This window comes from Streptomyces sp. DSM 40868 (assembly GCF_011820545.1).
Classification (GTDB): Bacteria; Actinomycetota; Actinomycetes; order Streptomycetales; family Streptomycetaceae; genus Streptomyces; species Streptomyces eurythermus.
On the sequence record NZ_CP050504.1, the window covers coordinates 2,292,620 to 2,317,052 of the forward strand.

The 24,433-nt window shown below is 72.8% G+C and carries 23 protein-coding genes; 12 read left to right on the top strand and 11 right to left on the bottom strand.

Annotation, left to right across the window (positions count from 1 at the left end; translation table 11 throughout):
* Window positions 1–11: 11 nt before the first annotated feature.
* The 3 genes from HB370_RS10320 (at window position 12) to tyrS (ending at window position 4,258) form a co-directional block, all read left to right on the top strand.
* Window positions 12–1,535, top strand: a complete 1,524-nt coding sequence (locus HB370_RS10320) for a TldD/PmbA family protein (protein ID WP_030791094.1) — start codon at window positions 12–14, stop codon at window positions 1,533–1,535.
* A complete protein-coding gene (locus tag HB370_RS10325) occupies window positions 1,532–2,923 on the top strand; it encodes a TldD/PmbA family protein (RefSeq protein ID WP_030791096.1) in 1,392 nt (463 codons plus the stop codon). Before HB370_RS10320 ends, HB370_RS10325 begins: the two co-directional genes overlap by 4 nt.
* Window positions 2,924–2,989: 66 nt before the next feature.
* A complete protein-coding gene (tyrS, locus tag HB370_RS10330; protein ID WP_030791098.1) occupies window positions 2,990–4,258 on the top strand; it encodes a tyrosine--tRNA ligase in 1,269 nt (422 codons plus the stop codon).
* A gap of 36 nt (window positions 4,259–4,294) precedes the next feature.
* Here the strand turns inward: tyrS and HB370_RS10335 are convergent, their stop codons facing one another.
* On the bottom strand, window positions 4,295–4,579 hold the full coding sequence (locus tag HB370_RS10335; RefSeq protein ID WP_030791099.1) for a GlsB/YeaQ/YmgE family stress response membrane protein: 285 nt from the start codon (window positions 4,577–4,579) through the stop codon (window positions 4,295–4,297).
* A gap of 245 nt (window positions 4,580–4,824) precedes the next feature.
* Between HB370_RS10335 and HB370_RS10340 the strand changes: the two genes are divergently transcribed.
* Window positions 4,825–5,232: a DUF3099 domain-containing protein gene (locus HB370_RS10340; protein ID WP_030791101.1), complete on the top strand. Its 408-nt coding sequence runs from the start codon at window positions 4,825–4,827 to the stop codon at window positions 5,230–5,232.
* Window positions 5,233–5,470: 238 nt separating this feature from the next.
* Window positions 5,471–5,695, top strand: a complete 225-nt coding sequence (locus tag HB370_RS10345; RefSeq protein WP_030791103.1) for a hypothetical protein — start codon at window positions 5,471–5,473, stop codon at window positions 5,693–5,695.
* Between the two features lie 21 nt (window positions 5,696–5,716).
* Here HB370_RS10345 and moaA read toward each other — a convergent pair whose 3' ends face one another.
* The 3 genes from moaA to HB370_RS10360 form a co-directional block, all read right to left on the bottom strand.
* Window positions 5,717–6,706, bottom strand: coding sequence for a GTP 3',8-cyclase MoaA (gene moaA / locus HB370_RS10350; RefSeq protein ID WP_030791106.1), 990 nt, complete (start codon window positions 6,704–6,706; stop codon window positions 5,717–5,719).
* 172 nt (window positions 6,707–6,878) lie between these two features.
* Window positions 6,879–8,504, bottom strand: a complete 1,626-nt coding sequence (locus tag HB370_RS10355; RefSeq protein WP_030791108.1) for a cation acetate symporter — start codon at window positions 8,502–8,504, stop codon at window positions 6,879–6,881.
* Window positions 8,501–8,857, bottom strand: coding sequence for a DUF485 domain-containing protein (locus tag HB370_RS10360; RefSeq protein WP_030791110.1), 357 nt, complete (start codon window positions 8,855–8,857; stop codon window positions 8,501–8,503). Before HB370_RS10360 ends, HB370_RS10355 begins: the two co-directional genes overlap by 4 nt.
* Before the next feature lie 287 nt (window positions 8,858–9,144).
* Here HB370_RS10360 and HB370_RS10365 point away from each other — a divergent pair, with 287 nt between their 5' ends.
* Together HB370_RS10365 and HB370_RS10370 are read left to right on the top strand one after the other, a co-directional pair.
* The gene (locus HB370_RS10365; protein WP_030791112.1) at window positions 9,145–10,668 is read left to right on the top strand and encodes a S8 family serine peptidase; all 1,524 of its coding nucleotides are present in this window, start codon (window positions 9,145–9,147) and stop codon (window positions 10,666–10,668) included.
* Window positions 10,669–10,753: 85 nt separating this feature from the next.
* Complete coding sequence (locus HB370_RS10370) at window positions 10,754–12,151, top strand: CoA transferase (RefSeq protein ID WP_167512959.1); 1,398 nt, start codon at window positions 10,754–10,756, stop codon at window positions 12,149–12,151.
* Window positions 12,152–12,225: 74 nt separating this feature from the next.
* Here the strand turns inward: HB370_RS10370 and HB370_RS10375 are convergent, their stop codons facing one another.
* From HB370_RS10375 to HB370_RS10390, 4 genes are all read right to left on the bottom strand, one after another.
* The gene (locus HB370_RS10375; RefSeq protein ID WP_030791116.1) at window positions 12,226–13,275 is read right to left on the bottom strand and encodes a zinc-dependent alcohol dehydrogenase family protein; all 1,050 of its coding nucleotides are present in this window, start codon (window positions 13,273–13,275) and stop codon (window positions 12,226–12,228) included.
* 113 nt (window positions 13,276–13,388) lie between these two features.
* A complete protein-coding gene (locus HB370_RS10380) occupies window positions 13,389–14,099 on the bottom strand; it encodes a VIT family protein (RefSeq protein ID WP_030791118.1) in 711 nt (236 codons plus the stop codon).
* A 37-nt stretch (window positions 14,100–14,136) separates the two neighbouring features.
* Window positions 14,137–14,346 carry a hypothetical protein gene (locus HB370_RS10385; protein ID WP_030791120.1) on the bottom strand — a complete coding sequence of 70 codons (210 nt, stop codon included), beginning with the start codon at window positions 14,344–14,346 and terminating at the stop codon, window positions 14,137–14,139.
* Window positions 14,346–15,149: an acetoacetate decarboxylase family protein gene (locus tag HB370_RS10390; RefSeq protein ID WP_030791122.1), complete on the bottom strand. Its 804-nt coding sequence runs from the start codon at window positions 15,147–15,149 to the stop codon at window positions 14,346–14,348. The genes HB370_RS10385 and HB370_RS10390 overlap by 1 nt, the downstream gene beginning before the upstream one ends.
* Window positions 15,150–15,401: 252 nt before the next feature.
* Between HB370_RS10390 and HB370_RS10395 the strand changes: the two genes are divergently transcribed.
* From HB370_RS10395 to HB370_RS10415, 5 genes are all read left to right on the top strand, one after another.
* Window positions 15,402–16,385: a DEDDh family exonuclease gene (locus HB370_RS10395; protein WP_030791125.1), complete on the top strand. Its 984-nt coding sequence runs from the start codon at window positions 15,402–15,404 to the stop codon at window positions 16,383–16,385.
* A gap of 106 nt (window positions 16,386–16,491) precedes the next feature.
* The gene (locus tag HB370_RS10400) at window positions 16,492–16,725 is read left to right on the top strand and encodes a hypothetical protein (protein ID WP_078637757.1); all 234 of its coding nucleotides are present in this window, start codon (window positions 16,492–16,494) and stop codon (window positions 16,723–16,725) included.
* A gap of 49 nt (window positions 16,726–16,774) precedes the next feature.
* The gene (locus tag HB370_RS10405; RefSeq protein WP_030791131.1) at window positions 16,775–17,572 is read left to right on the top strand and encodes an SURF1 family protein; all 798 of its coding nucleotides are present in this window, start codon (window positions 16,775–16,777) and stop codon (window positions 17,570–17,572) included.
* A 157-nt stretch (window positions 17,573–17,729) separates the two neighbouring features.
* Entirely contained in the window at window positions 17,730–19,514 is a 1,785-nt protein-coding gene (locus HB370_RS10410; protein ID WP_030791134.1) for a glycoside hydrolase family 15 protein, read from the top strand.
* Window positions 19,515–19,518: 4 nt separating this feature from the next.
* Window positions 19,519–20,274: an SDR family oxidoreductase gene (locus HB370_RS10415; RefSeq protein WP_030791137.1), complete on the top strand. Its 756-nt coding sequence runs from the start codon at window positions 19,519–19,521 to the stop codon at window positions 20,272–20,274.
* Window positions 20,275–20,418: 144 nt separating this feature from the next.
* Here HB370_RS10415 and HB370_RS10420 read toward each other — a convergent pair whose 3' ends face one another.
* The 3 genes from HB370_RS10420 to abc-f all read right to left on the bottom strand — a co-directional run bounded on the left by HB370_RS10420 (window position 20,419) and on the right by abc-f (window position 23,496).
* Window positions 20,419–21,222 (bottom strand): enoyl-CoA hydratase/isomerase family protein, encoded by an 804-nt coding sequence (locus HB370_RS10420; RefSeq protein WP_030791140.1) that lies wholly within the window; start codon window positions 21,220–21,222, stop codon window positions 20,419–20,421.
* A gap of 117 nt (window positions 21,223–21,339) precedes the next feature.
* The gene (locus HB370_RS10425; protein ID WP_004002281.1) at window positions 21,340–21,561 is read right to left on the bottom strand and encodes a helix-turn-helix domain-containing protein; all 222 of its coding nucleotides are present in this window, start codon (window positions 21,559–21,561) and stop codon (window positions 21,340–21,342) included.
* A gap of 336 nt (window positions 21,562–21,897) precedes the next feature.
* Entirely contained in the window at window positions 21,898–23,496 is a 1,599-nt protein-coding gene (gene abc-f / locus HB370_RS10430; RefSeq protein ID WP_030791143.1) for a ribosomal protection-like ABC-F family protein, read from the bottom strand.
* Window positions 23,497–24,433 lie beyond the last annotated feature (937 nt).

A 24,433-nucleotide genomic window follows, 5' to 3' on the forward strand; every position in this document is an offset into this window, starting at 1 on the left:
GGTTCCTACCGATGCCCCACGAAATCGATCATTCTTTCCTGGCGCTCCCCCTACGCGCCCTCGCCGACGCCGCGCTGGCGCGCGCGCGTGCGCTGGGTGCCGAGCACGCGGACTTCCGGTTCGAGCGGGTGCGCAGCGCCTCCTGGCGGCTGCGGGACGCGCGGCTCGCCGGATCGTCGGACACGACCGACCTCGGGTACGCGGTCCGGGTGGTGCACGGCGGCACCTGGGGCTTCGCCTCCGGCGTGGACCTGACCATGGACGCCGCCGCCCGGGTCGCCTCGCAGGCGGTGGCCATGGCCAAGCTGTCCGCGCAGGTGATCAAGGCCGCCGGGTCGGACGAGCACGTGGAGCTGGCCGACGAGCCGGTGCACGCCGACAAGACGTGGGTCTCGTCGTACGAGATCGATCCGTTCTCGGTGCCGGACGAGGAGAAGTCGGCGCTGCTGGCGGAGTGGAGCAGCCGGCTGCTGAGCGCGGACGGCGTCAATCATGTCGACGCCTCGCTGCTCACCGTCCACGAGAACAAGTTCTACGCGGACACCGCCGGGACGGTGACCACCCAGCAGCGCGTACGGCTGCACCCGCAGCTGACGGCCGTGTCGGTCGACGAGGCGAGCGGCGAGTTCGACTCGATGCGCACCCTCGCCCCGCCGGTGGGGCGCGGCTGGGAGTACCTGACCGGGACCGGCTGGGACTGGGACGACGAGCTGGCCCGGATCCCGGAGCTGCTCGCCGAGAAGATGCGGGCGCCGAGCGTGGAGCCGGGCGTGTACGACCTGGTGGTGGACCCCTCCAACCTGTGGCTGACCATCCACGAGTCCATCGGCCACGCCACCGAGCTGGACCGCGCCCTCGGCTACGAGGCCGCCTACGCCGGCACCTCCTTCGCCACCTTCGACCAGCTCGGCAAGCTGCGGTACGGCTCCGAGCTGATGAACGTCACCGGTGACCGCACCGCCGAGCACGGCCTGGCCACCATCGGTTATGACGACGAGGGCGTGGCGGCGCAGTCCTGGGACCTGGTGAAGGACGGCACGCTGGTCGGCTACCAGCTGGACCGGCGGATAGCGCGGCTGACCGGGTTCGAGCGGTCCAACGGGTGCGCGTACGCCGACTCCCCCGCGCACGTTCCGGTGCAGCGCATGGCCAACGTGTCGCTGCGCCCGGATCCCGCCGGGCTGTCCACGGAGGATCTGATCGGGGGCGTGGACCGGGGCATCTACGTCGTCGGTGACCGGTCCTGGTCGATCGACATGCAGCGGTACAACTTCCAGTTCACCGGCCAGCGCTTCTTCAAGATCGAGAACGGGCGGATCACCGGTCAGCTGAAGGACGTCGCCTACCAGGCCACGACGACCGACTTCTGGGGCTCCATGGCGGCCGTCGGCGGTCCGGGGACGTATGTCCTCGGCGGTGCCTTCAACTGCGGCAAGGCCCAGCCGGGCCAGGTCGCCGCCGTGTCCCACGGCTGCCCCTCGGCCCTCTTCAAGGGCGTCAACATCCTCAACACCACGCAGGAGGCCGGTCGATGAGCGCCCGTACCCACAAGCCGCACGAGATCGTCGAGCAGGCGCTGGCGCTGTCCCGGGCGGACGGCTGTGTCGTCATCGCCGACGAGCACTCCACCGCCAATCTGCGCTGGGCGGGCAACGCGCTCACTACCAACGGGGTGACCCGCGGCCGTACGCTCACCGTGATCGCCACCGTGGACGGCGCCGAGGGCACCGCCTCCGGTGTGGTGTCCCGGTCGGCGGTCACCGCCGAGGAGCTGGAGCCGCTGGTGCGGGCCGCCGAGGCCGCCGCGCGCGGTGCCGGGCCCGCCGAGGACGCGCGGCCGCTGGTCGGCGGGGTGCCCCAGTCCTCCGACTTCACGGACGCGCCCGCCGAGACCTCCTCCGCGGTGTTCGCCGACTTCGCGCCGGCGCTCGGCGAGGCCTTCGCCCGCGCGCGTGCGGGCGGCCGGGAACTGTACGGTTTCGCCAACCACGAGCTGGTGTCGACCTATGTGGGCACGTCCACCGGGCTGCGCCTGCGGCACGACCAGCCCACCGGCACCCTGGAGCTGAACGCCAAGTCCCCCGACCGCACCCGCTCGGCGTGGGCCGGCCGCTCCACCCGGGACTTCAAGGACGTCGACCCCGGCGCGCTCGACGCCGAGCTGGCCGTACGGCTCGGCTGGGCCGAGCGCCGCGTCGAACTGCCCGCGGGCCGGTACGAGACGCTGCTGCCGCCGACCGCGGTCGCGGACCTGCTGATCTACCAGCTGTGGTCGGCCTCCGGCCGGGACGCCGTCGAGGGGCGGACGGTGTTCTCCAAGCCGGGCGGCGGCACCCGGATCGGGGAGCGGCTCTCGGAGCTGCCGCTCACCCTGCGCAGCGACCCGAACGAGCCGGGCCTGGAGTGCCCGCCCTTCGTGATCTCCCACTCCTCCGGCGGCGACGAGTCCGTGTTCGACAACGGGCTGCCCACGCACGCCACGAAGTGGATAGACCGAGGCGTGCTGAAGCACCTGACGACGACCCGGCACAGCGCGGCCCTGACCGGGCTCCCGGTCGCCCCCGCGCTCGGCAACCTGATCCTGGACGGCGGCAACCGCTCGCTGGAGGAGATGGTCGAGGACACCGAACGCGGGCTGCTGCTGACCTGCCTGTGGTACATCCGTGAGGTCGATCCGGCGACCCTGCTGCTCACCGGCCTGACCCGGGACGGCGTCTACCTGGTGGAGAACGGCGAGGTGACCGGGCAGGTGAACAACTTCCGGTTCAACGAGTCGCCGGTGGACCTGCTGGGCCGGGCCACCGAGGCCGGGCGGACGGAGCGGACGCTGCCGCGCGAGTGGAGCGACTGGTTCACCCGCGCCGCGATGCCCGCGCTGCGGATCCCGGATTTCAACATGAGCTCTGTCAGTCAGGGCGTATAACCTCGTAGGCGTTCGTGGTCGGGTGTCACCCGGCTGCCGGAAGATCATCAAGGAGACACGAGAACCGTGACGGACATCGTCGACGAGCTGAAGTGGCGCGGGCTGTTCGCCCTGTCCACCGACGAGGACGCATTGCGCAAGGCGCTCGCGGACGGTCCCGTCACGTTCTATTGCGGTTTCGACCCGACGGCGCCCTCCCTGCACGTGGGGCACCTGGTGCAGGTGCTCACCGTGCGCCGGCTCCAGCAGGCCGGGCACCGTCCGCTGGCGCTCGTCGGCGGGGCCACGGGCCTGATCGGCGACCCGCGTCCGACGGCCGAGCGCACGCTGAACGACCCGGAGACGGTGGCCGGCTGGGTGGACCGGCTGCGCGCCCAGATCGAACCGTTCCTGTCCTTCGAGGGCGAGAACGCGGCGATCATGGTCAACAACCTGGACTGGACCGCGGGCCTGTCCGCGATCGAGTTCCTGCGGGACATCGGCAAGCACTTCCGCGTCAACAAGATGCTGACGAAGGACTCCGTGGCCCGCCGCCTGGAGTCCGACCAGGGCATCAGCTACACCGAGTTCAGCTACCAGATCCTCCAGGGCATGGACTTCCTCCAGCTCTACCGGCGCTACGGCTGCACGCTCCAGCAGGGCGGCAGCGACCAGTGGGGCAACCTCACGGCCGGGCTGGACCTGATCCACCGGCTGGAGCCGGACGCCTCGGTGCACGCCCTCGCCACCCCGCTGATGACCAAGGCGGACGGCACCAAGTTCGGCAAGACCGAGGGCGGCGCCGTCTGGCTCGACCCGGAGCTGACGACGCCGTACGCGTTCTACCAGTTCTGGCTGAACGTGGACGACCGGGACATCTCCCGGTACATGCGCATCCTGTCCTTCAAGTCCCGCGAGGAGCTGGAGGAGCTGGAGCGGCAGACCGAGGAGCGTCCGCAGGCCCGGGCGGCGCAGCGGGCGCTCGCCGAGGAGCTGACCACGCTGGTGCACGGCGCCGACCAGACGGCCGCGGTGATCGCCGCGTCCGGGGCGCTGTTCGGCCAGGGCGAGCTGGCGGAGCTGGACGAGCGGACGCTGGCCGCGGCGCTGTCGGAGGTGCCGCACGCCCGGGTCTCCGAGCTGGCCCCGGTGGTCGACCTGCTCGCCGAGGTCGGCCTGGTGCCCAGCAAGTCCGCGGCCCGGCGGACGGTGAAGGAGGGCGGGGCCTACGTGAACAACGTCAAGGTCACCGCGGAGGACGCCGTGCCCGCCCGGGAGGACCTGCTCCACGGGCGGTGGCTGGTGCTGCGGCGCGGGAAGAAGAACCTGGCCGCGGTGGAGGTCGTCGCCGGCTGACGCCGTGCGGTGTGGGGGCGCGGGACGCCCGCGCCCCTACGCCCGGGCCCGGTGCTTCCTCTTGCCCAGCGTCGCCATGTAGAGGGCGTCGACGGCCGCGACGATGATGATCGCCGCCACCAGTTGGAAGATGTGCCGGCTCCAGTCGATGCCCTTGGTCTCCGACACGCCGACCGCGCGGGCGACCGCGTTGCCCACGATGGCGCCGAGGATGCCGCAGATGGTGGTCAGCCAGAGGGGGCTGTGCTGCTTGCCCGGAATGACCGCCTTGGCGATGATGCCCAGCACGAATCCCACGATGATCGCCCACAACCAGCCCATGGCTGCCTCCTCGTACGGCTCGACGTGAGCATTACGGCCAGTGTGGGGCGGTGCGCCGTACGGCGCACGTCGGATTGCCCCGTACGCGCCGGGGCGGCGGGCGTCGTCGCAGGCAGGGGGCGACCCGGCCTCGATCGCGGCGCGGGGGCGGCGTAACGTGGGGGGTGGCCCGGCAGGGTTCCCCGCCGGATACGGACGAGGGTGCGGGCCGGGACGGGTCCGATGCGGGCGGATGGTGAATGGTGATGCGGAAACAGCACGGCGGTGGCGTCCAGGTGTTCCGGATCACCGGCGCGCGGACCGGACTCGCCGAGGACGTCCGGGGCCGGCAGCGCCGGTACGTGATCTCGATGTCGGTCCGTACCGTGTCGGTGATCCTCGCGGCCTCCCTGTGGAACGTCGAGCGGTACGTCGCGATCGTGGCGCTCGTGCTCGGCGCGGTGCTGCCCTATATCGCCGTGGTGGTCGCCAACGCGGGCCGTGAGCGGCCGCCGTCGCTTCCGTCGACGTTCGTCACCACGCCGCTGCGTCCGATGATCGCGGCCCCGCCGGCCGAGGACCAACGGGCGGACTCGGTACGGGATTCCGCGCCGCGCGACGTGCCGACGAACCAGGCGGCCGGGGCGGCCGGCGAGCGCCCCGACCCCGTCTGAGCACGGCGGACGCGGGGACCGCCGGGGCCCCCACCTGGGAGCTCAAGAAAACCTCAGATCAATCTAGCTGTTCCGGTCCCGGGCGATGGGGTAGCCGTGACATACTGCGTAGGCGCTCCGCATCCCCCGTCGGAGCGACGGACCGACGCCGGGCAGCTCCCCCCGTGGCTGCCCGGCGTCGCCTTGTTTACCGCCCTTTCGTTTTCCGCCCCTCGATGAGACGAACCGAGACGAAACCGTGAGTGACGAGACCCCGATCTGCTCGGCCAAGGGCTGCCGCACCGCCGCCGTGTGGGTGCTGGCGTGGAACAACCCCAAGGTCCACACGCCGGAGCGGCGCAAGACATGGCTGGCCTGCGAGGAGCACCGCGAGCATCTGTCGCAGTTCCTCGGCGTGCGGGGGTTCCTGAAGGACGTCGTACGGTTCGAGGAGTGGCGGTCCGCCGAAGGGGCCGGGGCGTAGAGCCGGGGCACCGCGCCCGGTTCAGCCGCCGATCGCCGACATGGGCCGGTCCGGCTGGACGAACGACGGGTCGTCCAGGCCCGCTCCGGCCTTCTTGCCCCACATCGCCAGCTTCCAGACGCGGGCGATCTCCTCGTCCGGGGCGCCCGAGCGCAGGGCCGCGCGGAGGTCGGTCTCCTCGGTGGCGAACAGGCAGGTGCGTATCTGGCCGTCGGCGGTGAGGCGGGTGCGGTCGCAGGCCGCGCAGAACGGCCGGGTCACCGAGGCGATCACGCCGACCCGGTGCGGGCCGCCGTCCACCAGCCAGCGCTCCGCGGGGGCGGAGCCGCGGGCGTCGGCGCCCTCGGGGGTGAGATCGAAACGGGTCCGCAGGGAGGCGAGGATGTCCCCCGCGGTGACCATGCCCTCGCGCTTCCAGCCGTGCTGGGCGTCCAGCGGCATCTGCTCGATGAACCGCAGTTCGTAGTCGTGCTCGATCGCCCAGGCGAGCAGGTCCGGGGCCTCGTCGTCGTTCAGGCCCGGCATCAGGACCGAGTTGACCTTGACCGGGGTCAGGCCGGCCTCGCGGGCGGCGGCCAGGCCGTCCAGGACGTCCTGGTGGCGGTCGCGGCGGGTGAGGGTCTTGAAGACGTCCGGGCGGAGGGTGTCCAGGGAGACGTTGACCCGGTCCAGGCCCGCCTCCTTCAGCGCGGTCGCGGTGCGGACCAGGCCGATGCCGTTGGTGGTCAGGGACATCCGGGGGCGCGGGTCGAGGGCGGCGACGCGCTCCACGATGCCGGGCAGGCCGGGGCGCAGCAGGGGCTCGCCGCCGGTGAAGCGGACTTCCTCGATGCCGAGGGTGCGCACCGCGATGTCGATGAGGCGGACGATCTCGTCGTCCGTGAGCAGGTCGGGCTTGGCCAGCCACCGCAGGCCCTCCTCGGGCATGCAGTAGGTGCAGCGCAGGTTGCACCGGTCGGTCAGCGAGACCCGCAGATCGGTGGCCACCCGGCCGTAGGTGTCGATGAGCACGTGGGCCCCTCCCTCTCCCGGTCACCCATTCTGGGTCGCGGATGCCCCGTCCGTCACCTGCGAGCGTACGTGACCCCGCTGACATCGACAGCGGCCCGATCCCACGAGGTACGGCGCGACCGCGTCGTAGGACCGTACAGTCCCGGCCGACGCGGTCGTCCCGTGGGCCGTCTCAGTGGGCTCCGGTGCCGGTCAGGGACCGCACCTCCAGTTCCGCGTACTTGGCGGCGTCCGGGGTCTCCTTCGACAGCAGGGTGCCCACCACGCCGAGCAGGAAGCCGACCGGGATGGAGATGAGGCCGGGGTTCTCCAGCGGGAACCAGTGGAAGTCCACGCCGGGGAACATCGAGGTGGGCTTCCCGGAGACCACCGGGGAGAACAGCACCAGGCCGACCGCGGTGACCAGGCCGCCGTAGATCGACCACAGGGCGCCGGCGGTGGTGAACCGCTTCCAGAACAGGCTGTAGAGGATGGTCGGCAGGTTGGCGGAGGCGGCGACCGCGAAGGCGAGGGCGACCAGGCCGGCCACGTTCAGATCGCGGGCCAGGGCGCCGAGGACGATGGAGACCGCGCCGATGCCGACGGTCGCCCAGCGGGCCGCACGCACCTCCTGCTGCTCGGTGGCCTGGCCCCGCTTGATGACGTTGGCGTAGATGTCGTGCGCGAACGAGGACGACGAGGCCAGGGTCAGGCCGGCGACGACCGCGAGGATCGTGGCGAAGGCGACCGCGGAGATGGTGGCGAGCAGGACGGCCCCCCAGTTGGAGTCCACTCCGCCCAGGTGGAGCGCCAGCAGCGGGGCCGCCGTGTTGCCCGCCTTGTTGGAGGCGATGATCTCGTCCGGCTTGATCAGCGCGGCGGCGCCGAAGCCGAGGGCGAGGGTCATCAGGTAGAAGACACCGATCAGGCCGATGGCCCACAGGACGGACTTGCGGGCGGCCTTGGCGGTGGGGACGGTGTAGAAGCGGATCAGGATGTGCGGCAGGCCGGCCGTGCCCAGGACCAGGGCGATGCCGAGGGAGAGGAAGTCCAGCTTGGTGGTGCCGGTCGCGCCGTACTTCAGGCCGGGCTCCAGGAAGGCGCTGCCCTTGCCGCTGTTGTCGGCGGCGCTGCCGAGCAGTTCGGAGATGTTGAAGTCGAACTTCAGCAGGACGAGGAGGGTCAGCAGCACGGCGCCGGCGATGAGCAGCACCGCCTTGACCATCTGGACCCAGGTGGTGCCCTTCATGCCGCCGATGGTGACGTACACGATCATCAGCAGGCCGACCAGGGCGACGATGCCGATCTTGCCGCCGTCGCTGGTGATGCCGAGGAGCAGGGAGACCAGCACGCCGGCACCGGCCATCTGGGCCAGCAGGTAGAAGATCGACACGACGATGGTGGAGGTGCCGGCCGCGGTGCGCACGGGGCGCTGGCGCATGCGGTAGGCGAGCACGTCACCCATCGTGTAGCGGCCCGAGTTGCGCAGTGGTTCGGCGACCAGCAGGAGGGCGACGAGCCAGGCGACGAGGAAGCCGATGGAGTACAGGAAGCCGTCGTAGCCGAAGAGGGCGATGGCGCCGGCGATGCCGAGGAAGGACGCGGCGGACATGTAGTCACCGGAGACGGCGAGGCCGTTCTGGAAACCGGTGAACTGCCGTCCGCCCGCGTAGAAGTCGGCGGCGTCCTTGGTCTGCCGGCCCGCCCAGACGGTGATGACGAGGGTCGCGGCGACGAACACCGCGAACAGGGTGATGATCAGCGTCCGGTGCTCGCTCGCCTCGCCGGCGGCCAGCAGGGTGTTGGGTACGGCGTTCATGCTCCGCTCTCCATCCGGGACTTGATGGCCTCGGCCCGGGGGTCGAGCCGGGTGGCGGCGCGGCGCGCGTACCACCAGGCGATCAGGAACGTGGTGAGGAACTGGGCGAGGCCCAGGACGAGGGCGACGTTGATGTGGCCGGCCACCTTGATGCCCATGAAGTCGCCCGCGTAGTTGGACAGCAGGACGTACAGCAGGTACCAGGCGGCGAAGGCGATCGTCAGGGGGAAGGCGAAGGAGCGGTGGGCGCGGCGCAGTTCACCGAACTCCGCGCTCTGCTGCACCTCGGTGAACTCCTCGGCGGAGGGAAGGCGGGTCGGGGTCTGCGCGGGTGGCGGTGTCTCGGTAGCCACGGAGTCTCCTCGCGTCACGGACGTGCGCTTGCTCATCTCACAGGGACGGGAGCCACATTACAGCGAGTCACCACGTGACTGCATCGGGTGAATCCCGTAGGGGGCCTGACCTTTCGGGCCTCCTGTCCACGGTCACGGCGCCGCCCGGAGGGTGGTTCAAGTCGGCCCGGGCCTTTCGGAGATCAGCGCCGGGGGATAGCTTCGGCCCAGCACCACCTCGTCATGTACCTGCCCGGGCAGTCACCGGTGTTCCGGGCGGTTCCGTATCCGGATGATGTGGAGATCCCATGGCTCATCTGCGCTCCAGACGCCGACTGGCGCTCGTCGTACCGGCCGCGCTGTCGCTGACCGCCACGCTCGGCTTCCTGCCGTCGGCGGCCTCCGCGGCGGCCCGGACGGACCCGGCGGCCACGGCGGCGCGGGCGGCGGACGGCCCCACCCTGTCGTACGTGGTGAACACGCGGACGGACCGTTCCACGATCGAGTCGGTACGCCGGGCGATCGCCCGCAACGGCGGTACGGTCGTGACGAGTTACGACCGGATCGGGGTGATCGTGGTGCACTCCGCGAATCCCGGGTTCGCCGAGGCGATCCGTGCCGTGCGCGGTGTCGCCTCGGCGGGTGCCACGCGCAACGCGCCGCTGCCCGCCCAGTCCACCACCGACGTGGGCACGCCGAAGGCGCTGAGCGCGGCGGAGGCCGCCGGTGTCCGGGCCGCCGCCGGCCAGGACCCGCTGGAGCCGCTCCAGTGGGACCTGCCGGCCATCAAGGCGGACAAGGCGCACGAGAAGACCCTGGGCAGCCGGGACGTCACGGTCGCCGTCATCGACACGGGCGTCGACGACACCCACCCGGACATCGCGCCCAACTTCGACCGGGCGGCCTCCGTCAACTGCGTGTCGGGCAAGCCGGACACGACGGACGGCGCCTGGCGGCCGGGCGCCTCGGAGAGCCCGCACGGCACGCATGTGGCCGGTGAGATCGCGGCGGCGAAGAACGGCGTGGGGATGACGGGTGTGGCGCCGGGGGTGAAGGTCGCCGGCATCAAGGTGTCCACCCCGGGCGGCTACTTCTACACCGAGGCCGTGGTGTGCGGCTTCGTGTGGGCGGCCGAACACCACGTCGACGTGACCAACAACAGCTATTACGCCGACCCGTGGTACTTCAACTGCACCACCGACCCCGACCAGAAGGCGCTCGTGGACGCCATCGCCCGGGCCTCGCGTTACGCGGAGGGGAAGGGCACGGTCAACGTCGCGGCCGCGGGCAACCAGAACTACGACCTCGCGTCCCACGCGATCACCGACGAGGACTCGCCGAACGACGGCACCCCGTCGGACCGGGTGATCGACCCGCACGAGTGCTTCGACATACCGACCCAGCTGCCGGGTGTCGTCACGGTCACGGCGACCGGCGCCAAGGGGCTGAAGTCCTCGTTCTCCAACTACGGTCTGGGCGTGGCCGACATCGCCGCGCCCGGCGGCGACCAGTACCAGCCGCCGCAGGCACCGGCGACCAGCGGCCTCATCCTGGGCACGCTGCCGGGCGGCAAGTGGGGCTACATGGCCGGGACGTCCATGGCGACCCCGCACGTCGCCGGCGTTGCCGCATTGATCAAGTCAACCCATCCGCATGCCCCGGTGGCGGCCGTGAAGGCGCTGCTGTACGCGGAGGCCACCGCCACGCCCTGCACGAACCCGTACGACATCAACGGCGACGGCAAAGTGGACGCGGTGTGCGAGGGGACGAAGAACCGCAACGGCTTCTACGGCTGGGGCGTCGCGGACGCGCTGGCCGCAGTGACCAGATAGGCGCGGTGTCCAGGTAGACGTCGCCCGGAGGTCTCCGTAGGCTCCACGCAATATATTGATTGAATCAATAATGCATAGTGCAGTCATGACTGCACTCATGTACGCGTGGTCCTCGCTGGGCGGCGATCCCGCCCGGCTCTCCCGGCTCACCACCGTCCCGCGGGAGGGCGTGCTCACAGCGCGCCTTCCCGTGCGGGAGCTGGCCCGGGCGTGCGTCGGCGCCTGCGGGCTGGCCGCGGCGGAGCTGGCGGCCCGCCGGACCGGGCTCGCCGAGGCCCCGGACGTCCGGGTCGACGACGGCGCGGTGGCGGCGGCCTTCCACAGCGAGCGGCTGCTGCGGGTGGACGGCCGGGCGCCGGTCTCCTTCGCGCCCCTGTCCCGGTTCTGGCGGACGGCCGACGGCTGGGTGCGCACCCACGCCAACTACCCGCACCACCGGGCCCGGCTGCTCGGCGCGCTCGGGCTGCCCGAGGACGCCCCGGCGGAGCGGGTCGCCGGGCTGCTCGCCGGGCGCGCGGCCGTGGAGGTGGAGGAGACCGTGTGCGGCGCGGGCGGACTCGCCGTGGCCCTGCGCACGCCGGAGCGGTGGCGGGCGCACGAGCAGGCGGCCGAGATCGCCGCCCGCCCGCTGGTCGAGCGCGAGCGGCTGGACGCGGCGCCCCCGCGGGAGTTCCCGCCGCTCGACCCGGGCGCCGGCGCCGTGCTGCCCGCCGCCGGGCTGCGCGTCCTGGACCTGACCCGGGTCCTGGCCGGCCCGGTCGCCACCCGCACCCTCGCCCTGCTCGGCGCGGACGTGCTGCGCGTGGACGCCCCCTGGCTGCCGGAACTGCCGGACCAGCACGCCGACACCGGCTTCGGCAAGCGGTCCGCCACGCTGGACCTCGGCACCGGCCGGGACGTCCTGGAAGACCTGCTGAGCACGGCGGACGTCGTGGTGACCGGCTACCGGCCGGGCGCCCTGGACCGGTTCGGGCTCTCCCCCGAGGCGCTGAGCGCGCGCCACCCCGGCCTGGTCGTGGCGCAGGTGTCGGCGTGGGGCGCGTACGGGCCCTGGCGCGGGCGGCGCGGCTTCGACAGCCTCGTGCAGGTCGCCACCGGCATCGCGGTCACCGAGGGCACGGCCGGTGAACCCGGCGCGCTGCCCGCGCAGGCCCTGGACCACGGCACCGGCTATCTGCTGGCGGCGGCCGTGCTGCGGGCGCTGACCGAGCAGTCGTACGACGGCGGGAGCCGGCTGGTACGGCTCGCGCTGGCCCGGACCGCGCACTGGCTGACCTCGGGCATCCGCCCGGAACCGGCCGGCGGGGAGCCGTACCCGGGCCCGGACGCCTGGCTGGCGGAGACCGGCGGTGCGCCGGGCCGGCTGCGGTACGCCCGCCCGGCCGTGTCCTTCACGGGCGGCCCCGCCGACTGGGCCCGGCCCCCGGTGCCGTGGGGCTCGTCCCCGGCCCGCTGGGCGGCCGCGCCGGTCGCCGGCGGGTGACGGACGCGATCAATGATCGGCGCGGTCACCCGGTCGACTCGGTCAACTGTTGACGCGGTCAGCGGTTGACGCGGTCAGCGGTCGTTGGTGACCAGTACCTTCAGGGCCGTGCGCTCGTCCATCGCCTTGTAGCCGGCCGGCACGTCCTCGATGCCCACGGTCATGTCGAACACCGGGGACGGGTCGATCGTGCCGTCGAGGACGTCGGGCAGCAGGTCGGGGATGTAGGCGCGGACCGGGGCGACGCCGCCGCGCAGGGAGATGTTCCGGTCGAACATCACGCCGAGGTCCAGGCCGGTGCCGCTGCCGTGGGGCACGCCCACGAAGCCGATGGCGCCGCCGTCGCGGGTGATGCCGACGGCCGTCCGCATGGACTGCTCGGTGCCGACCGCCTCCACGACGGCGTGCGCGCCCTGGCCCCGGGTCAGCTCGCGGACGGCCTCGACGGCCGCCTCCCCGCGCTCGGCGACGACGTCGGTGGCGCCGAACCGGCGGGCTATGTCGGTGCGCACCTGGTGCCGGCCCAGGGCGATGATCCGCTCGGCGCCGAGCCGCTTGGCGGCCAGGACGGCGCACAGCCCGACCGCGCCGTCCCCGACGACGGCGACCGTGGCGCCGGGCCGGGCGCCCGCGCCGAGGGCGGCGTGGTGGCCGGTGCCGAGCACGTCGGACAGGGTCAGCAGGGCGGACAGCAGGTGGTCGTCCGTGGCCGCCTCCTTGGGCAGCCGGACGAGGGTGCCGTCGGCGAACGGCACGCGGACGGCCTCGCCCTGGCCGCCGTCGTAGCCGACGGAACCCCAGAAGCCGCCGTGTTCGCAGGACGTGGTCAGGCCCTCGCGGCAGTAGTCGCAGACCCCGTCGGACCACATGAAGGGCGCGACCACCAGGTCACCGCGGCGGACCGTGGTCACCTCGGAGCCGGTCTCCTCCACGACGCCGAGGAACTCGTGCCCGATCCGCTGACCCGGCTGCCGGGCCGCCTCGCCCCGGTAGGCCCACAGGTCGCTGCCGCAGATGCAGGCGCGCAGCACCCGTACGACGGCGTCGGTGGGCAGCTGCGCCACGGGGTCGGGAACGTCTTCCACGCGCATGTCGTACGGGGCGTGGATGGTGGTGGCGCGCATGACGGGGGTCCTTCTCGTGCAAGGGGCGGGCGGGGCCGGTCCGCCCACGGTGACGGGCGTACTTCACGGTACGTCGTGCCCGCGGCGGCCCGCGCGGCCGGGCCCCGCCGTACTCACACCCCGGCCGCCCCGAGCAGGCTGCCCGCCGCGTAGGTCACCGCCATCGCCAGTGCCCCGCCGGCCACGTTGCGCGGGATCGCGCGCCGGGGATCGGCCGCGCCGAGGCGGGCGCTGCTCCAGCCGGTGAGGACCAGGGCGGCGAGGACGCAGCACACGGTGACGGGGAGCCGCGCGCCGGCCGGGGGCAGCACGATGGCCAGCAGCGGGAGCAGCGCGCCGACGGTGAAGGCCAGGAAGCTCGCCCAGGCCGCGTGCCAGGGGTTGGTCAGCTCGTCGGGGTCGATGCCCAGCTCCACGCGCGCGTGGGCCCTCAGCGCGTCCCGCGCGGTGAGCTGTTCGGCGGCCTCGCGGGCCACCTCCCGGGACAGGCCGCGCGAGGCCAGCAGGTCGGTCAGCTCCCGCAGTTCGGCCTCCGGCCGGTCGCGCAGCTCCCGTCGTTCCAGGGCCAGCGCGGCCATCTCGGAGTCGCGCTGGGTGGAGACGGAGACGTATTCGCCGGCCGCCATGGACATCGAGCCGGCGAGCAGCCCGGCCAGGCCGGCGGTGAGCAGGGCGGAGCGGCTCTCGGTGGCGCCGGCCACGCCGACGACCAGGCCGGCGGTGGAGACGATGCCGTCGTTCGCGCCCAGCACGGCGGCCCGCAGCCAGTTCAGCCGGGAGCCGAGGGCGCCGCCGTGGGCCTCGTCGTGGGTGGGTTCCGTCACAGCAGGGAGGATCCCACCGCCGGGCCCCGGCCCGCCGTCACCACACGCGGACCGACGCTCCCCCGTCGCACCCCCGCTCCCCCGGCCCGAACCGAAGTCCCCGGGCGGAACCGAAGCTCCCCCGCCGCCGTACCGGCTCCTCCAGGCGCATGGCGGCGACCTCGGCCGCGAACCGCCGGGCCATCGCGAGCCCGATGCCGCTCGCCGCCCCGGTGTCGACGGCGACCTGTCCCGCCCGGAGGTCCATCAGCGGCTGCCGGTCGCGGCGGGCGGCGCGTCGAGGGCCTGGAGCGGGTCGTCGTAGCGCTGGTGCAGGAAGGGCAGCAGGGCGCGCGGGTCGACGCGTTCGACCACCCGGCCGCGCTGGTCGCCGGTCTTCTCCCCGATGGTGATCTCCACCAGGCGCCGGACCGGGAAGTCGGCGACGGGGTCGTACACCGACTCGCGCAGGACGACGTCTCCGGTGACCCGTTCCAGCCGGCGCACGTTCTCGTCGCGCTCGCAGTGCACGAGCAGGGGGTCGCCGTCGAAGCCCCGGCCGTCCACCGCCGGCAGGAACTTGAAGTAGAAGTCGGTGCGGCGGACGGGGCCGGGCAGCGGCAGCGGGCCGCTCACCGCGCCGCGCACCTCCACGAAGGCGATGCCGTGCCGGGCCATCGACGCCCGGACGACGAGCCCGTCCCGCTCGACGGTGACCTCGCCGAGCTTCTTGGGCTCCCCGAACACCTCGCGCCCGCCGGTCAGGTCCCGCTCCCGGGTCATCGGCATCACCAGCGGGTACCAGCCGTCGACCGGGCCGTGGGCCGCCGCGACCGCGAAGGAGCCCGCGCCGAGCGGCTGTCCGCGCAGGTCGACCCTGCTGATGGCGGCCCGCACCAGCGGCCGTGCGGTGGGCTTCAGGGGGCGCGGCAGGACCGCCGCGACCGCGTCCGGGTCGGTCTCCCAGACGGCCACCACCCCGGTGGACCACAGGTCGGTGAGCCGTGCGCCCGCGGTGCGCGTGGCGGCGATCTCCCGCCCGGTCCGCGCGCCGTACCGTACGCGTGCCATACCGTACCGCCCTTCGTCGGGGTAACTGACGGGCCGTCACCTGTAACACAGTTACAGCAGTCCCGGTGCGGGGTAAACAGGCGCGCACCGGAGGAAGTCGGCCGTCGCGGCGAGTCGGACACGAGAGTTCCGTACGCCTTCTTTCGCGCGGGCGCGCGCGTGTGCGGGAGGCGAGCGGGCGGTCGGGCCGGGGGCGCGGGTGCCGGACCTGGGGGACGGTGTTGTCAGTGGCGGCCCGTATCCTCAGTGACCATGCTCGAAGACCGTGCGACCGCAGCGCCCTCCGCCACCCCGTGGCCGGCCGCGTATCCGAAGGGATACGCGGTCGTTGACGTGGAGACCACCGGACTGGCCCGGGACGACCGGATCATCTCGGCGGCCGTGTACCGGCTTGACGCGCGCGGCGAGGTCGAGGACCACTGGTACACGCTGGTCAACCCGGAGCGCGATCCCGGGCCCGTGTGGATACACGGTCTGACGAGCGAGACGCTCGCCGGCGCGCCGCTGTTCGCGGAGGTCGCCGAGGAGTTCGCGGCCCGGCTGGACGGCCGGGTGCTGGTCGCGCACAACGCGGTCTTCGACTGGCAGATGATCGCGCGGGAGTACGCGCGCGTGCGGCGCGAGGCGCCGGTGCGGCAACGGCTGTGCACCATCGCGCTGTCGAAGGAGCTGGGGCTGCCGCTGCCCAACTTCAAGCTGGAGTCGCTGGCGGCGCACTTCGGGGTGGTACAGCAGCGGGCGCACCACGCGCTGGACGACGCGCGCGTGCTGGCGGAGGCGTTCCGGCCCAGTCTGCGGGCCGCGGCGGCGGGCGGGGTACGGCTGCCGCTGCTGGAGTGCCGGCCGCTGACGGAGTGGTCGGACCGGCCGGTGCCCCGGCAGGCGACGGGCGGCTACGGCGGCTATCGGGCGGCGAGTTGGCGCCCCTCCCGCAAAAGGCCCGCATGCCCCTATCCCAACCCAGGTCGCTATGAAGACGGCAAAAGGCTCAAACAGGGCATGCGGGTCGCCTTCTCGGGTGACACGTCGACGGAGCGCGAGCTGCTGGAGGACCGCGCCACCGAGGCCGGGCTGCACGTGGCCACCAGCATCTCCCGGCTGACCAGCCTGCTGGTGACGAACGACCCCGACTCGGGCACGTCCAAGACGGTCAAGGCCCGGCAGTACGGCACGCCGATCGTGGACGAGGCCGCGTTCGGCCAGTTGCTGCGGGACGTGGAGCCCGCCGACGAGTAGCCGCGGCCGCCCCCCCCCTGCCGTTCATCGTACGAACGGGTGATTGCCCCACGACTCACCCGGCGCCGGCTCGCCGGGGGTTCGGTGACGGCTCACCCTGTGGCGCATGGCGACATGCGAAGTTTGCGGCAATGACTACGGAATGACCTTCGAGGTGCACGCGCAGGGCGCCGTGCATGTCTTCGACTGCTTCTCCTGCGCGATCCACCGCATGGCCCCGATCTGCGAGCACTGCCGGGTGCAGATCATCGGCCAGGGCGTGGAGGTGGAGGGCCACTGGTTCTGCGGCGCGCACTGCGCCCGGGCCGAGGGGAGGGCCGGCATCGTCGACCGGGTCTGACCCGGTACCCGCCTGAACGCACCCCACGGCGCGGAGGTACCGTCGTGGGGTGCACCGCTACCGCTTCCTGCTGTCCCGCCAGTGGGTGATCCTCACGCTCGTCGCGATCGCGCTGATCCCTACGATGATCCGGCTGGGCTTCTGGCAGCAGCACCGTTACGAGCAGCGCACCGCCCGCAACGACCTGGTCTCCGCCGCGCTGCACGCCGATCCGGTCCCGGTGGAGCGGCTCACCTCCCCCGGGCACACGGTGACCCGCGCCGAGAAGTACCGCACGGTCACCGCGACCGGCACCTTCGACACCGCCAGGGAGGTCGTGGTCCGCCGCCGCACCAACTCGGACGGCGAGGTCGGCTTCCACGTCCTCACGCCCTTCGTCCTCGAGGACGGCAAGGTGCTGCTCGTCAACCGGGGCTGGATCCCCGCGAACGGCGCGCAGACCGACTTCCCCGAGGTGCCCGCGCCGCCGGCCGGGCGGATCACCGTCACCGGACGGCTGATGTCCGACGAGACGACCGCCGCGAGCGGCATCAAGAACGTCAAGGGCCTGCCCGACCGGCAGATCATGCTGATCAACAGCGAGGAGGAGGCCCGGCGGCTGGGCGCCCGGGTGCTCGGCGGCTACATCCAGCAGACCGCGCCGCAGGCGAAGGACGGCTCCCCGGAACAGATCTCCGACCCGGGCAACGAGGACGCCCCGCTGAACTACGCGTACATGATCCAGTGGTGGCTGTTCGCGGCGGCCGTCCCGGTCGGCTGGTGGTTCCTGGTCCGGCGCGAGCTGCGGGACCGGGAGGAGGCTGCGGCGGAACAGCGGGCCGAGGAGGCGGAACCGGCGTCGGTCTGAGCCCGGCACGGGCCCACGGCACCACCCCGCCCCGGCGACCGGCCCCACACAGCCCGCCTCACACAGCCCGCCTTTCGCTCGCCCCGGCCCCCTGGTCGGCTCACTCCCCCGGCGGACCACCTGGTTGGCCCCCTGGTCCGGCGGGAAACCGCATCCCGTGAACGCGCGCATCGAGGACTACGCCCTCATCGGGGACGAGCAGACCGCGGCCCTGGTCGGCAAGGACGGCTCGATCGACTGGCTGTGCCTGCCGCGCTTCGACTCCGGCGCCTGCTTCGCCCGGCTGCTGGGCGACGAGGACCACGGCCACTGGCGGATCGCGCCCGAGGGGGCGGACGTCTGCACCCGCCGCGCCTACCGGCCCGACACCCTCGTCCTGGACACCGAGTGGGAGACGGCGGACGGGGCGGTACGCGTCACCGACCTGATGCCGCAGCGCGAGCGCGCCCCCGACGTCGTACGGATCGTGGAGGGCCTCAGCGGCCGGGTCACCGTCCGCAGCACGCTGCGCCTGCGCTTCGACTACGGCTCGATCATGCCGTGGGTGCGCCGCGCGGACGGCCACCGGGTGGCCGTCGCCGGGCCGGACTCCGCCTGGCTGCGCGCCGAGCCGGCCGTACCCACCTGGGGCGAGGAGTACGGCACCCACTCCGAGTTCACCGTCACCGCGGGCGAGCGCGTCGCGTTCGTGCTGACCTGGCACCCCTCGCACGAGAAACGCCCGCCGCTCATCGACCCGTACGAGGCGCTGGAGACCAGTGTCGCCGACTGGCGGTGCTGGGCCGGGCGGTGCCGTTACGACGGGCCGTACCGGGACGCGGTGGTGCGCTCCCTCATCACCCTCAAGGCCCTCACCTACGCCCCGACCGGCGGGATCGTCGCCGCGGCGACCACCTCCCTGCCCGAGAAGCCGGGCGGCGTGCGCAACTGGGACTACCGCTACTGCTGGCTGCGCGACTCCACCCTCACCCTCGGCGCGCTGCTCGCCGCCGGCTACCAGGAGGAGGCCGAGGCCTGGCGGGACTGGCTGCTGCGCGCGGTGGCCGGCAACCCGGCCGATCTGCAGATCATGTACGGCGTGGCGGGCGAGCGGCGGCTGCGGGAGACGGAACTGCCGTGGCTGCCCGGCTTCGCCGGCTCCGCCCCCGTGCGCACCGGCAACGGCGCCGTCGACCAGCTCCAGCTGGACGTGTACGGCGAGGTGATGGACTCCCTGTCGCTGGCCCGCTCCTCGGGTCTGCCCACCAAGCCGCACATGTGGGCCATGCAGCGCTCCCTGATGAGGTTCCTGGAGTCGGCGTGGCGGCGGCCGGACGAGGGCCTGTGGGAGGTGCGCGGCGGCCGGCGGCAGTTCGTGCACTCCAAGGTGATGGTGTGGGTGGCCGCCGACCGGGCCGTCAAGACGCTGGAGCGGCACCACGAGCTGAGCGGCGACCTGGCGCGCTGGCGCCGGCTGCGCGACGAGGTCCACCGGGAGGTGTGCGAGAAGGGCTACGACAAGGAGCGCAACACCTTCACCCAGTACTACGGCTCCCGGGAACTGGACGCCTCGCTGCTGCTCATCCCGCGCGTGGGCTTCCTGCCGCCGGACGACCCCCGGGTGGTCGGCACGGTCGACGCCATCCGCGACGACCTCGGGCACGGCGGCTTCCTGCGCCGCTACGACACCGGGGACTCGGTGATCGACGGGCTGCCGGGCGGCGAGGGCGCCTTCCTCGCCTGTTCCTTCTGGCTGGCCGACGCGCTGCACATGACGGGCCGCACCCGGGAGGCCCGCGAACTGTTCGACCGGCTGGTGGGCCTGTGCAACGACGTGGGCCTGCTGGCCGAGGAGTACGACCCCGTCGACGGCCGCCAGCTGGGCAACTTCCCGCAGGCGTTCAGCCATGTCGGCCTGGTGAACACGGCGCTCACGCTCTTCGGGGAGGACGGGGCAGGATAGGGCCATGGATCTTGGACTGAAGGACCGGGTGTACGTCGTCACCGGAGCCACCCGGGGACTGGGCAACGCCACCGCGCGGGAACTCGTCGCGGACGGGGCGAAGGTGGTCGTCAGCGGCCGGGACGAGCGGCGGGTCGCCGAGGCCGCCGCCGACCTGGGCCCGAACGCGGTGGGCGTGGCCGTGGACAACGCCGACCCGGACGCCCCCGAGCGGCTGATCGCGGCGGCCCGGGAGAACTTCGGCGGCTTCCACGGGGTGCTGGTGAGCGTGGGCGGGCCGGCGCCCGGGTTCGTCGCCGACAACACCGACGAGCAGTGGCGGGACGCGTTCGAGTCGGTCTTCCTCGGCGCGGTACGGCTGGCCCGCGCGGCGGCGGCCGAGCTGCCGGAGGGCGGGGTCATCGGGTTCGTGCTGTCCGGGTCGGTGCACGAGCCGATCCCGGGGCTGACGGTGTCCAACGGGCTGCGGCCGGGACTCGCCGGGTTCGCCAAGTCGATCGCCGACGAGCTGGGGCCGCGCGGTATCCGGGTGGTGGGGCTGCTGCCGGGCCGGATCGACACCGACCGTGTGCGTGAGCTGGACGCGCGGTCCGCCGATCCCGAGGCCACCCGGACGGCGAACGCCTCACGGATTCCGCTGCGCCGCTACGGCCGGCCCGACGAGTTCGGCCGGACCGCCGCGTTCCTGCTGTCCCCGGCCGCGTCGTACCTGACCGGCGTCATGGTCCCGGTCGACGGCGGCATGCGGCACGGATTCTGAGGGCGGCGGCGGACGCCGGGTCCGCCGGGCCGTGGGCATGGCCCGGCGGATCCGCGCGGCCACCAGTGCACCGCGCGGTCGCGGGAACACCGTACGGAACGCTGTCCGGGGCGCACGTCGAGACGTACGCCCGCACGCCGGGGTCTACTCTCCGAGGCCGGCCAAGTCGCGCAGGCGGCGGGCCTGGGCGGCGCGTTCGGCCGTGCGCTGCTCCTCGTAGGTACGGTCGAGGGCGCCGCGCAGCAGCGCCTTGGTCTCCACCACGGCGTCGCGCGGCGCGGCCAGCAGCGCCGCCGCCAGGTCCCGTACCGTCGCGTCCAGGTCGGCCGCGGGCACGGCGAGGTTGGCCAGCCCGCTGGCCACCGCCTCCTCGGCCCCGACGAACCGCCCGGTCACGCAGATCTCCAGCGCGCGGGCGTACCCGACGAGGCCGACCAGCGGATGGGTGCCGGTCAGGTCGGGAACGAGGCCGAGGCTGGTCTCGCGCATGGCGAACTGGACGTCGTCGGCGACGACCCTGAGGTCGCAGCCGAGCGCGAGCTGGAAGCCGGCCCCGATGGCATGGCCCTGGACGGCGGCGATGGACACGAGGTCGGTGCGCCGCCACCAGGTGAACGCCTCCTGGTATTCGGCGATGGTCGCGTCGATCCCGGCGTCGTCGCGGCGCGCGAGGTCGACGAAGGTCGGCTCGCCCGGAATCCCCTCCGGGGTGAACATGCGACGGTCCAGCCCGGCGGAGAAGGACTGCCCCTCGCCGCGCAGCACGACCACCCGGACGGAGCCCGGCAGCAGCCGCCCGGCCTCGGCGAGCGCCCGCCACAGGGCGGGGGTCTGCGCGTTGCGCTTGGCCGGGTTGGTCAGCGTCACCGTGGCGAGGGTGTCCTCGACGGTGAGCCGTACGCCGTCCATGTCGAGTGCGGGAGCGAGGTCCTGGTCGGGCGAAGCCATGGGGTGCCTCCGATGGGTGCGGTCAGCAGAGCTGAGCTAAGTGACTGCACAGTAACCACCCGGCCGGTCGGTCCGCCGACCGGGTGGCCACCATCGAAGCCGATGGGCCGCCCGGAGTCAGGACGAAGCGGCCTTCTTACCCCGGGTCGCTCCGCCACGCCCACGGAGCGTGACGCCCGACTCGCTGAGCATCCGGTGCACGAAGCCATACGAGCGGCCGGTCTCCTCGGCCAGCGCCCGGATGCTCGCACCGGAGTCGTACTTCTTCTTCAGGTCTGCCGCGAGCTTGTCGCGCGCGGCGCCGGTCACCCGGCTGCCCTTCTTCAGAGTCTCGGCCACCCGTGCCTCCTCATGGGAAGTGCGCTCTGGTCTCCTCATGATCACCCCTCCTGGGCGTGATGGCCACCCATTCGGCAAGGTCGGTGAGACATCGTTGTGACGACAGGAGGGGTTCCCCACAACCGGAATACGTGATTCCAGCGGGTGCGGTCCAGGGGGCCGTACGGGTGGATTCGCGAAGTACCAGGTCAGGAACGCCGAGCGGCCGGCCCCCGGCTACTGGGGGGGTCGGCCGCGAAATGCGTGTATGACACACCTCGATACGAGGAGATCTCACACAGATGATGGATCACGGATCGGCCGAATGATCCATGCGCGATGGATCAGGCCCGTCGATCACGCCAGCGTCACGAGATCCGCGTAGTCGGAACCCCACAGGTCCTCGACGCCGTCCGGGAGCAGGATGATCCGCTCCGGCTGGAGCGCCTCGACGGCGCCCTCGTCGTGGGTGACGAGGACGACCGCGCCCTTGTAGGTGCGCAGGGCGCCCAGGATCTCCTCGCGGCTGGCCGGGTCCAGGTTGTTCGTCGGCTCGTCCAGCAGCAGCACGTTCGCCGAGGAGACGACCAGCGTGGCGAGGGCGAGCCGGGTCTTCTCGCCGCCGGAGAGGACACCGGCCGGCTTGTCGACGTCGTCGCCGGAGAACAGGAACGAGCCGAGCACCTTGCGGACCTCCACCAGGTCCATGTCCGGGGCGGCCGAGCGCATGTTCTCCAGGACCGTGCGGTCGGGGTCCAGGGTCTCGTGCTCCTGCGCGTAGTAGCCGAGCTTCAGGCCGTGGCCGGGGACGACCCGGCCGGTGTCCGGCGTCTCCACGCCCGCGAGGAGACGCAGCAGCGTGGTCTTGCCGGCGCCGTTGAGGCCGAGGATGACGACCCGGGAGCCCTTGTCGATGGCGAGGTCGACGTCGGTGAAGATCTCCAGCGAGCCGTACGACTTCGACAGGCCCTCGGCCATCAGCGGGGTCTTGCCGCAGGGCGCGGGCTCCGGGAAACGGAGCTTGGCGACCTTGTCGGACATCCGGATGTCCTCGAGGCCGGAGAGCAGCTTCTCGGCTCGGCGGGCCATGTTCTGCGCGGCGACGGTCTTGGTGGCCTTGGCGCGCATCTTGTCGGCCTGGGCGTTGAGCGCGGCGGCCTTCTTCTCGGCGTTGGCGCGCTCGCGCTTGCGGCGCTTCTCGTCGGCCTCGCGCTGCTGCTGGTACAGCTTCCAGCCCATGTTGTAGATGTCGATCGTGGAGCGGTTGGCGTCCAGGTAGAACACCTTGTTCACGACCGTGTCCACGAGGTCGACGTCGTGGGAGATGACGATGAAGCCGCCGCGGTAGGACTTCAGGTAGTCCCGCAGCCAGATGATCGAGTCCGCGTCGAGGTGGTTGGTGGGCTCGTCCAGCAGCAGGGTGTCGGCGTCGGAGAACAGGATCCGGGCCAGCTCGATACGGCGGCGCTGACCGCCGGAGAGGGTGTGCAGCGGCTGGCCGAGCACCCGGTCGGGCAGGTTCAGCGCGGCGGCGATGGTGGCGGCCTCGGCCTCGGCGGCGTACCCGCCCTTGGTGAGGAACTCCGTCTCCTGGCGCTCGTACTGCTTCAGGGCCTTCTCGCGGGTGGAGCCCTTGCCGTTCGCGATGCGCTCCTCGTTCTCCCGCATCTTGCGGATCAGCACGTCGAGGCCGCGCGCGGACAGGATGCGGTCGCGGGCGAGGACGTCGAGGTCGCCGGTGCGGGGGTCCTGCGGGAGGTAGCCGACCTCGCCGGAGCGGGTGATCGTGCCGGCGGCCGGGATGCCCTCGCCGGCCAGGCACTTGGTGAGGGTGGTCTTGCCTGCGCCATTGCGGCCGACGAGGCCGATGCGGTCGCCCTTGGCGACACGGAAGGTGGCGTTCTCGATGAGGACGCGCGCACCGGCGCGCAGCTCGATACCGGAGGCGGAGATCACGGACAGACTCCAGGGCGTACAGGGATTGGCGGGTGGGCGGCTGAGGACGTTCCCGCCGTCTAATGCGCGAGGAGAATGGCCATGGGGCCAAGTCTAACGGGGCGGTGCAAGCGGTTTTCCGGCGTCCTGGCGACCGGGGCGCGGTGCGGGCGGGACACGGCCCAGGGGGTCGCGGCCGGGGATGCTCCGGCCCAGGCCGTCCGGGGCCGCGAGCCGGCCGGTCCGGGCGGTGTCCGCGCACGGCCGGGCGAGCGGCAGGACCGGACCGCGCCACCGGGGCGGAAAGCGCAGCCGTCACGGGCGGGCAGGCTCCAGGGCGGATCGCCGTGGTCGGTGCGGTGGGCGGCGACGCGGCGCGGGTGACGACCACCGGGAGGATGCCACGGCCGGGGGGACGCCGGCGCCGCCGTGTGCCGGAAGCCACTCGGCCGTGCCGGGCAGGGCCCGTGCCGGCGCGCGGTGCGGCCGTCGGTGGCGGTGAGCAGCCCGCCGTCCCGGAGCGTGCTCGCCGTCCCGCGCGCGGGAAGCACGGGTACGGGCTCTCCGTGAGCGGCGCCCGGCCCTCATCGCCTTCCCGCGCGCGGGGAGCACGGCGGCGGGGCGGTGCCCTACGCGCGCGTACCGCCGGCGCGGGGCACCACCGCGGGTGTCGTCCCGACCACGACGGTGCCGCGCATCCAGGGGCGGGGGCGCCTGAGGGGCGTGCGGGGCGCGTCGGGCGTCCGCCGGTGGCGGGGCTGGGGCCTCTTCCCCCTCGCTGTCTCGTGGGCTTGGCCCGGGCTCGGCTTGGTGACGGCGGGCGCGGTGGGCGCGTCACCCGGGCGGGTTATGCCCGTACTCGGCGGGATGGGGCGGTTTCGGGTGTTGTGTGCGGTGGGAAGCGAAGACGCGTGCGGTGCGACGGCCGCCGGAGGACGACGGAATCGGTGCGCGAGGG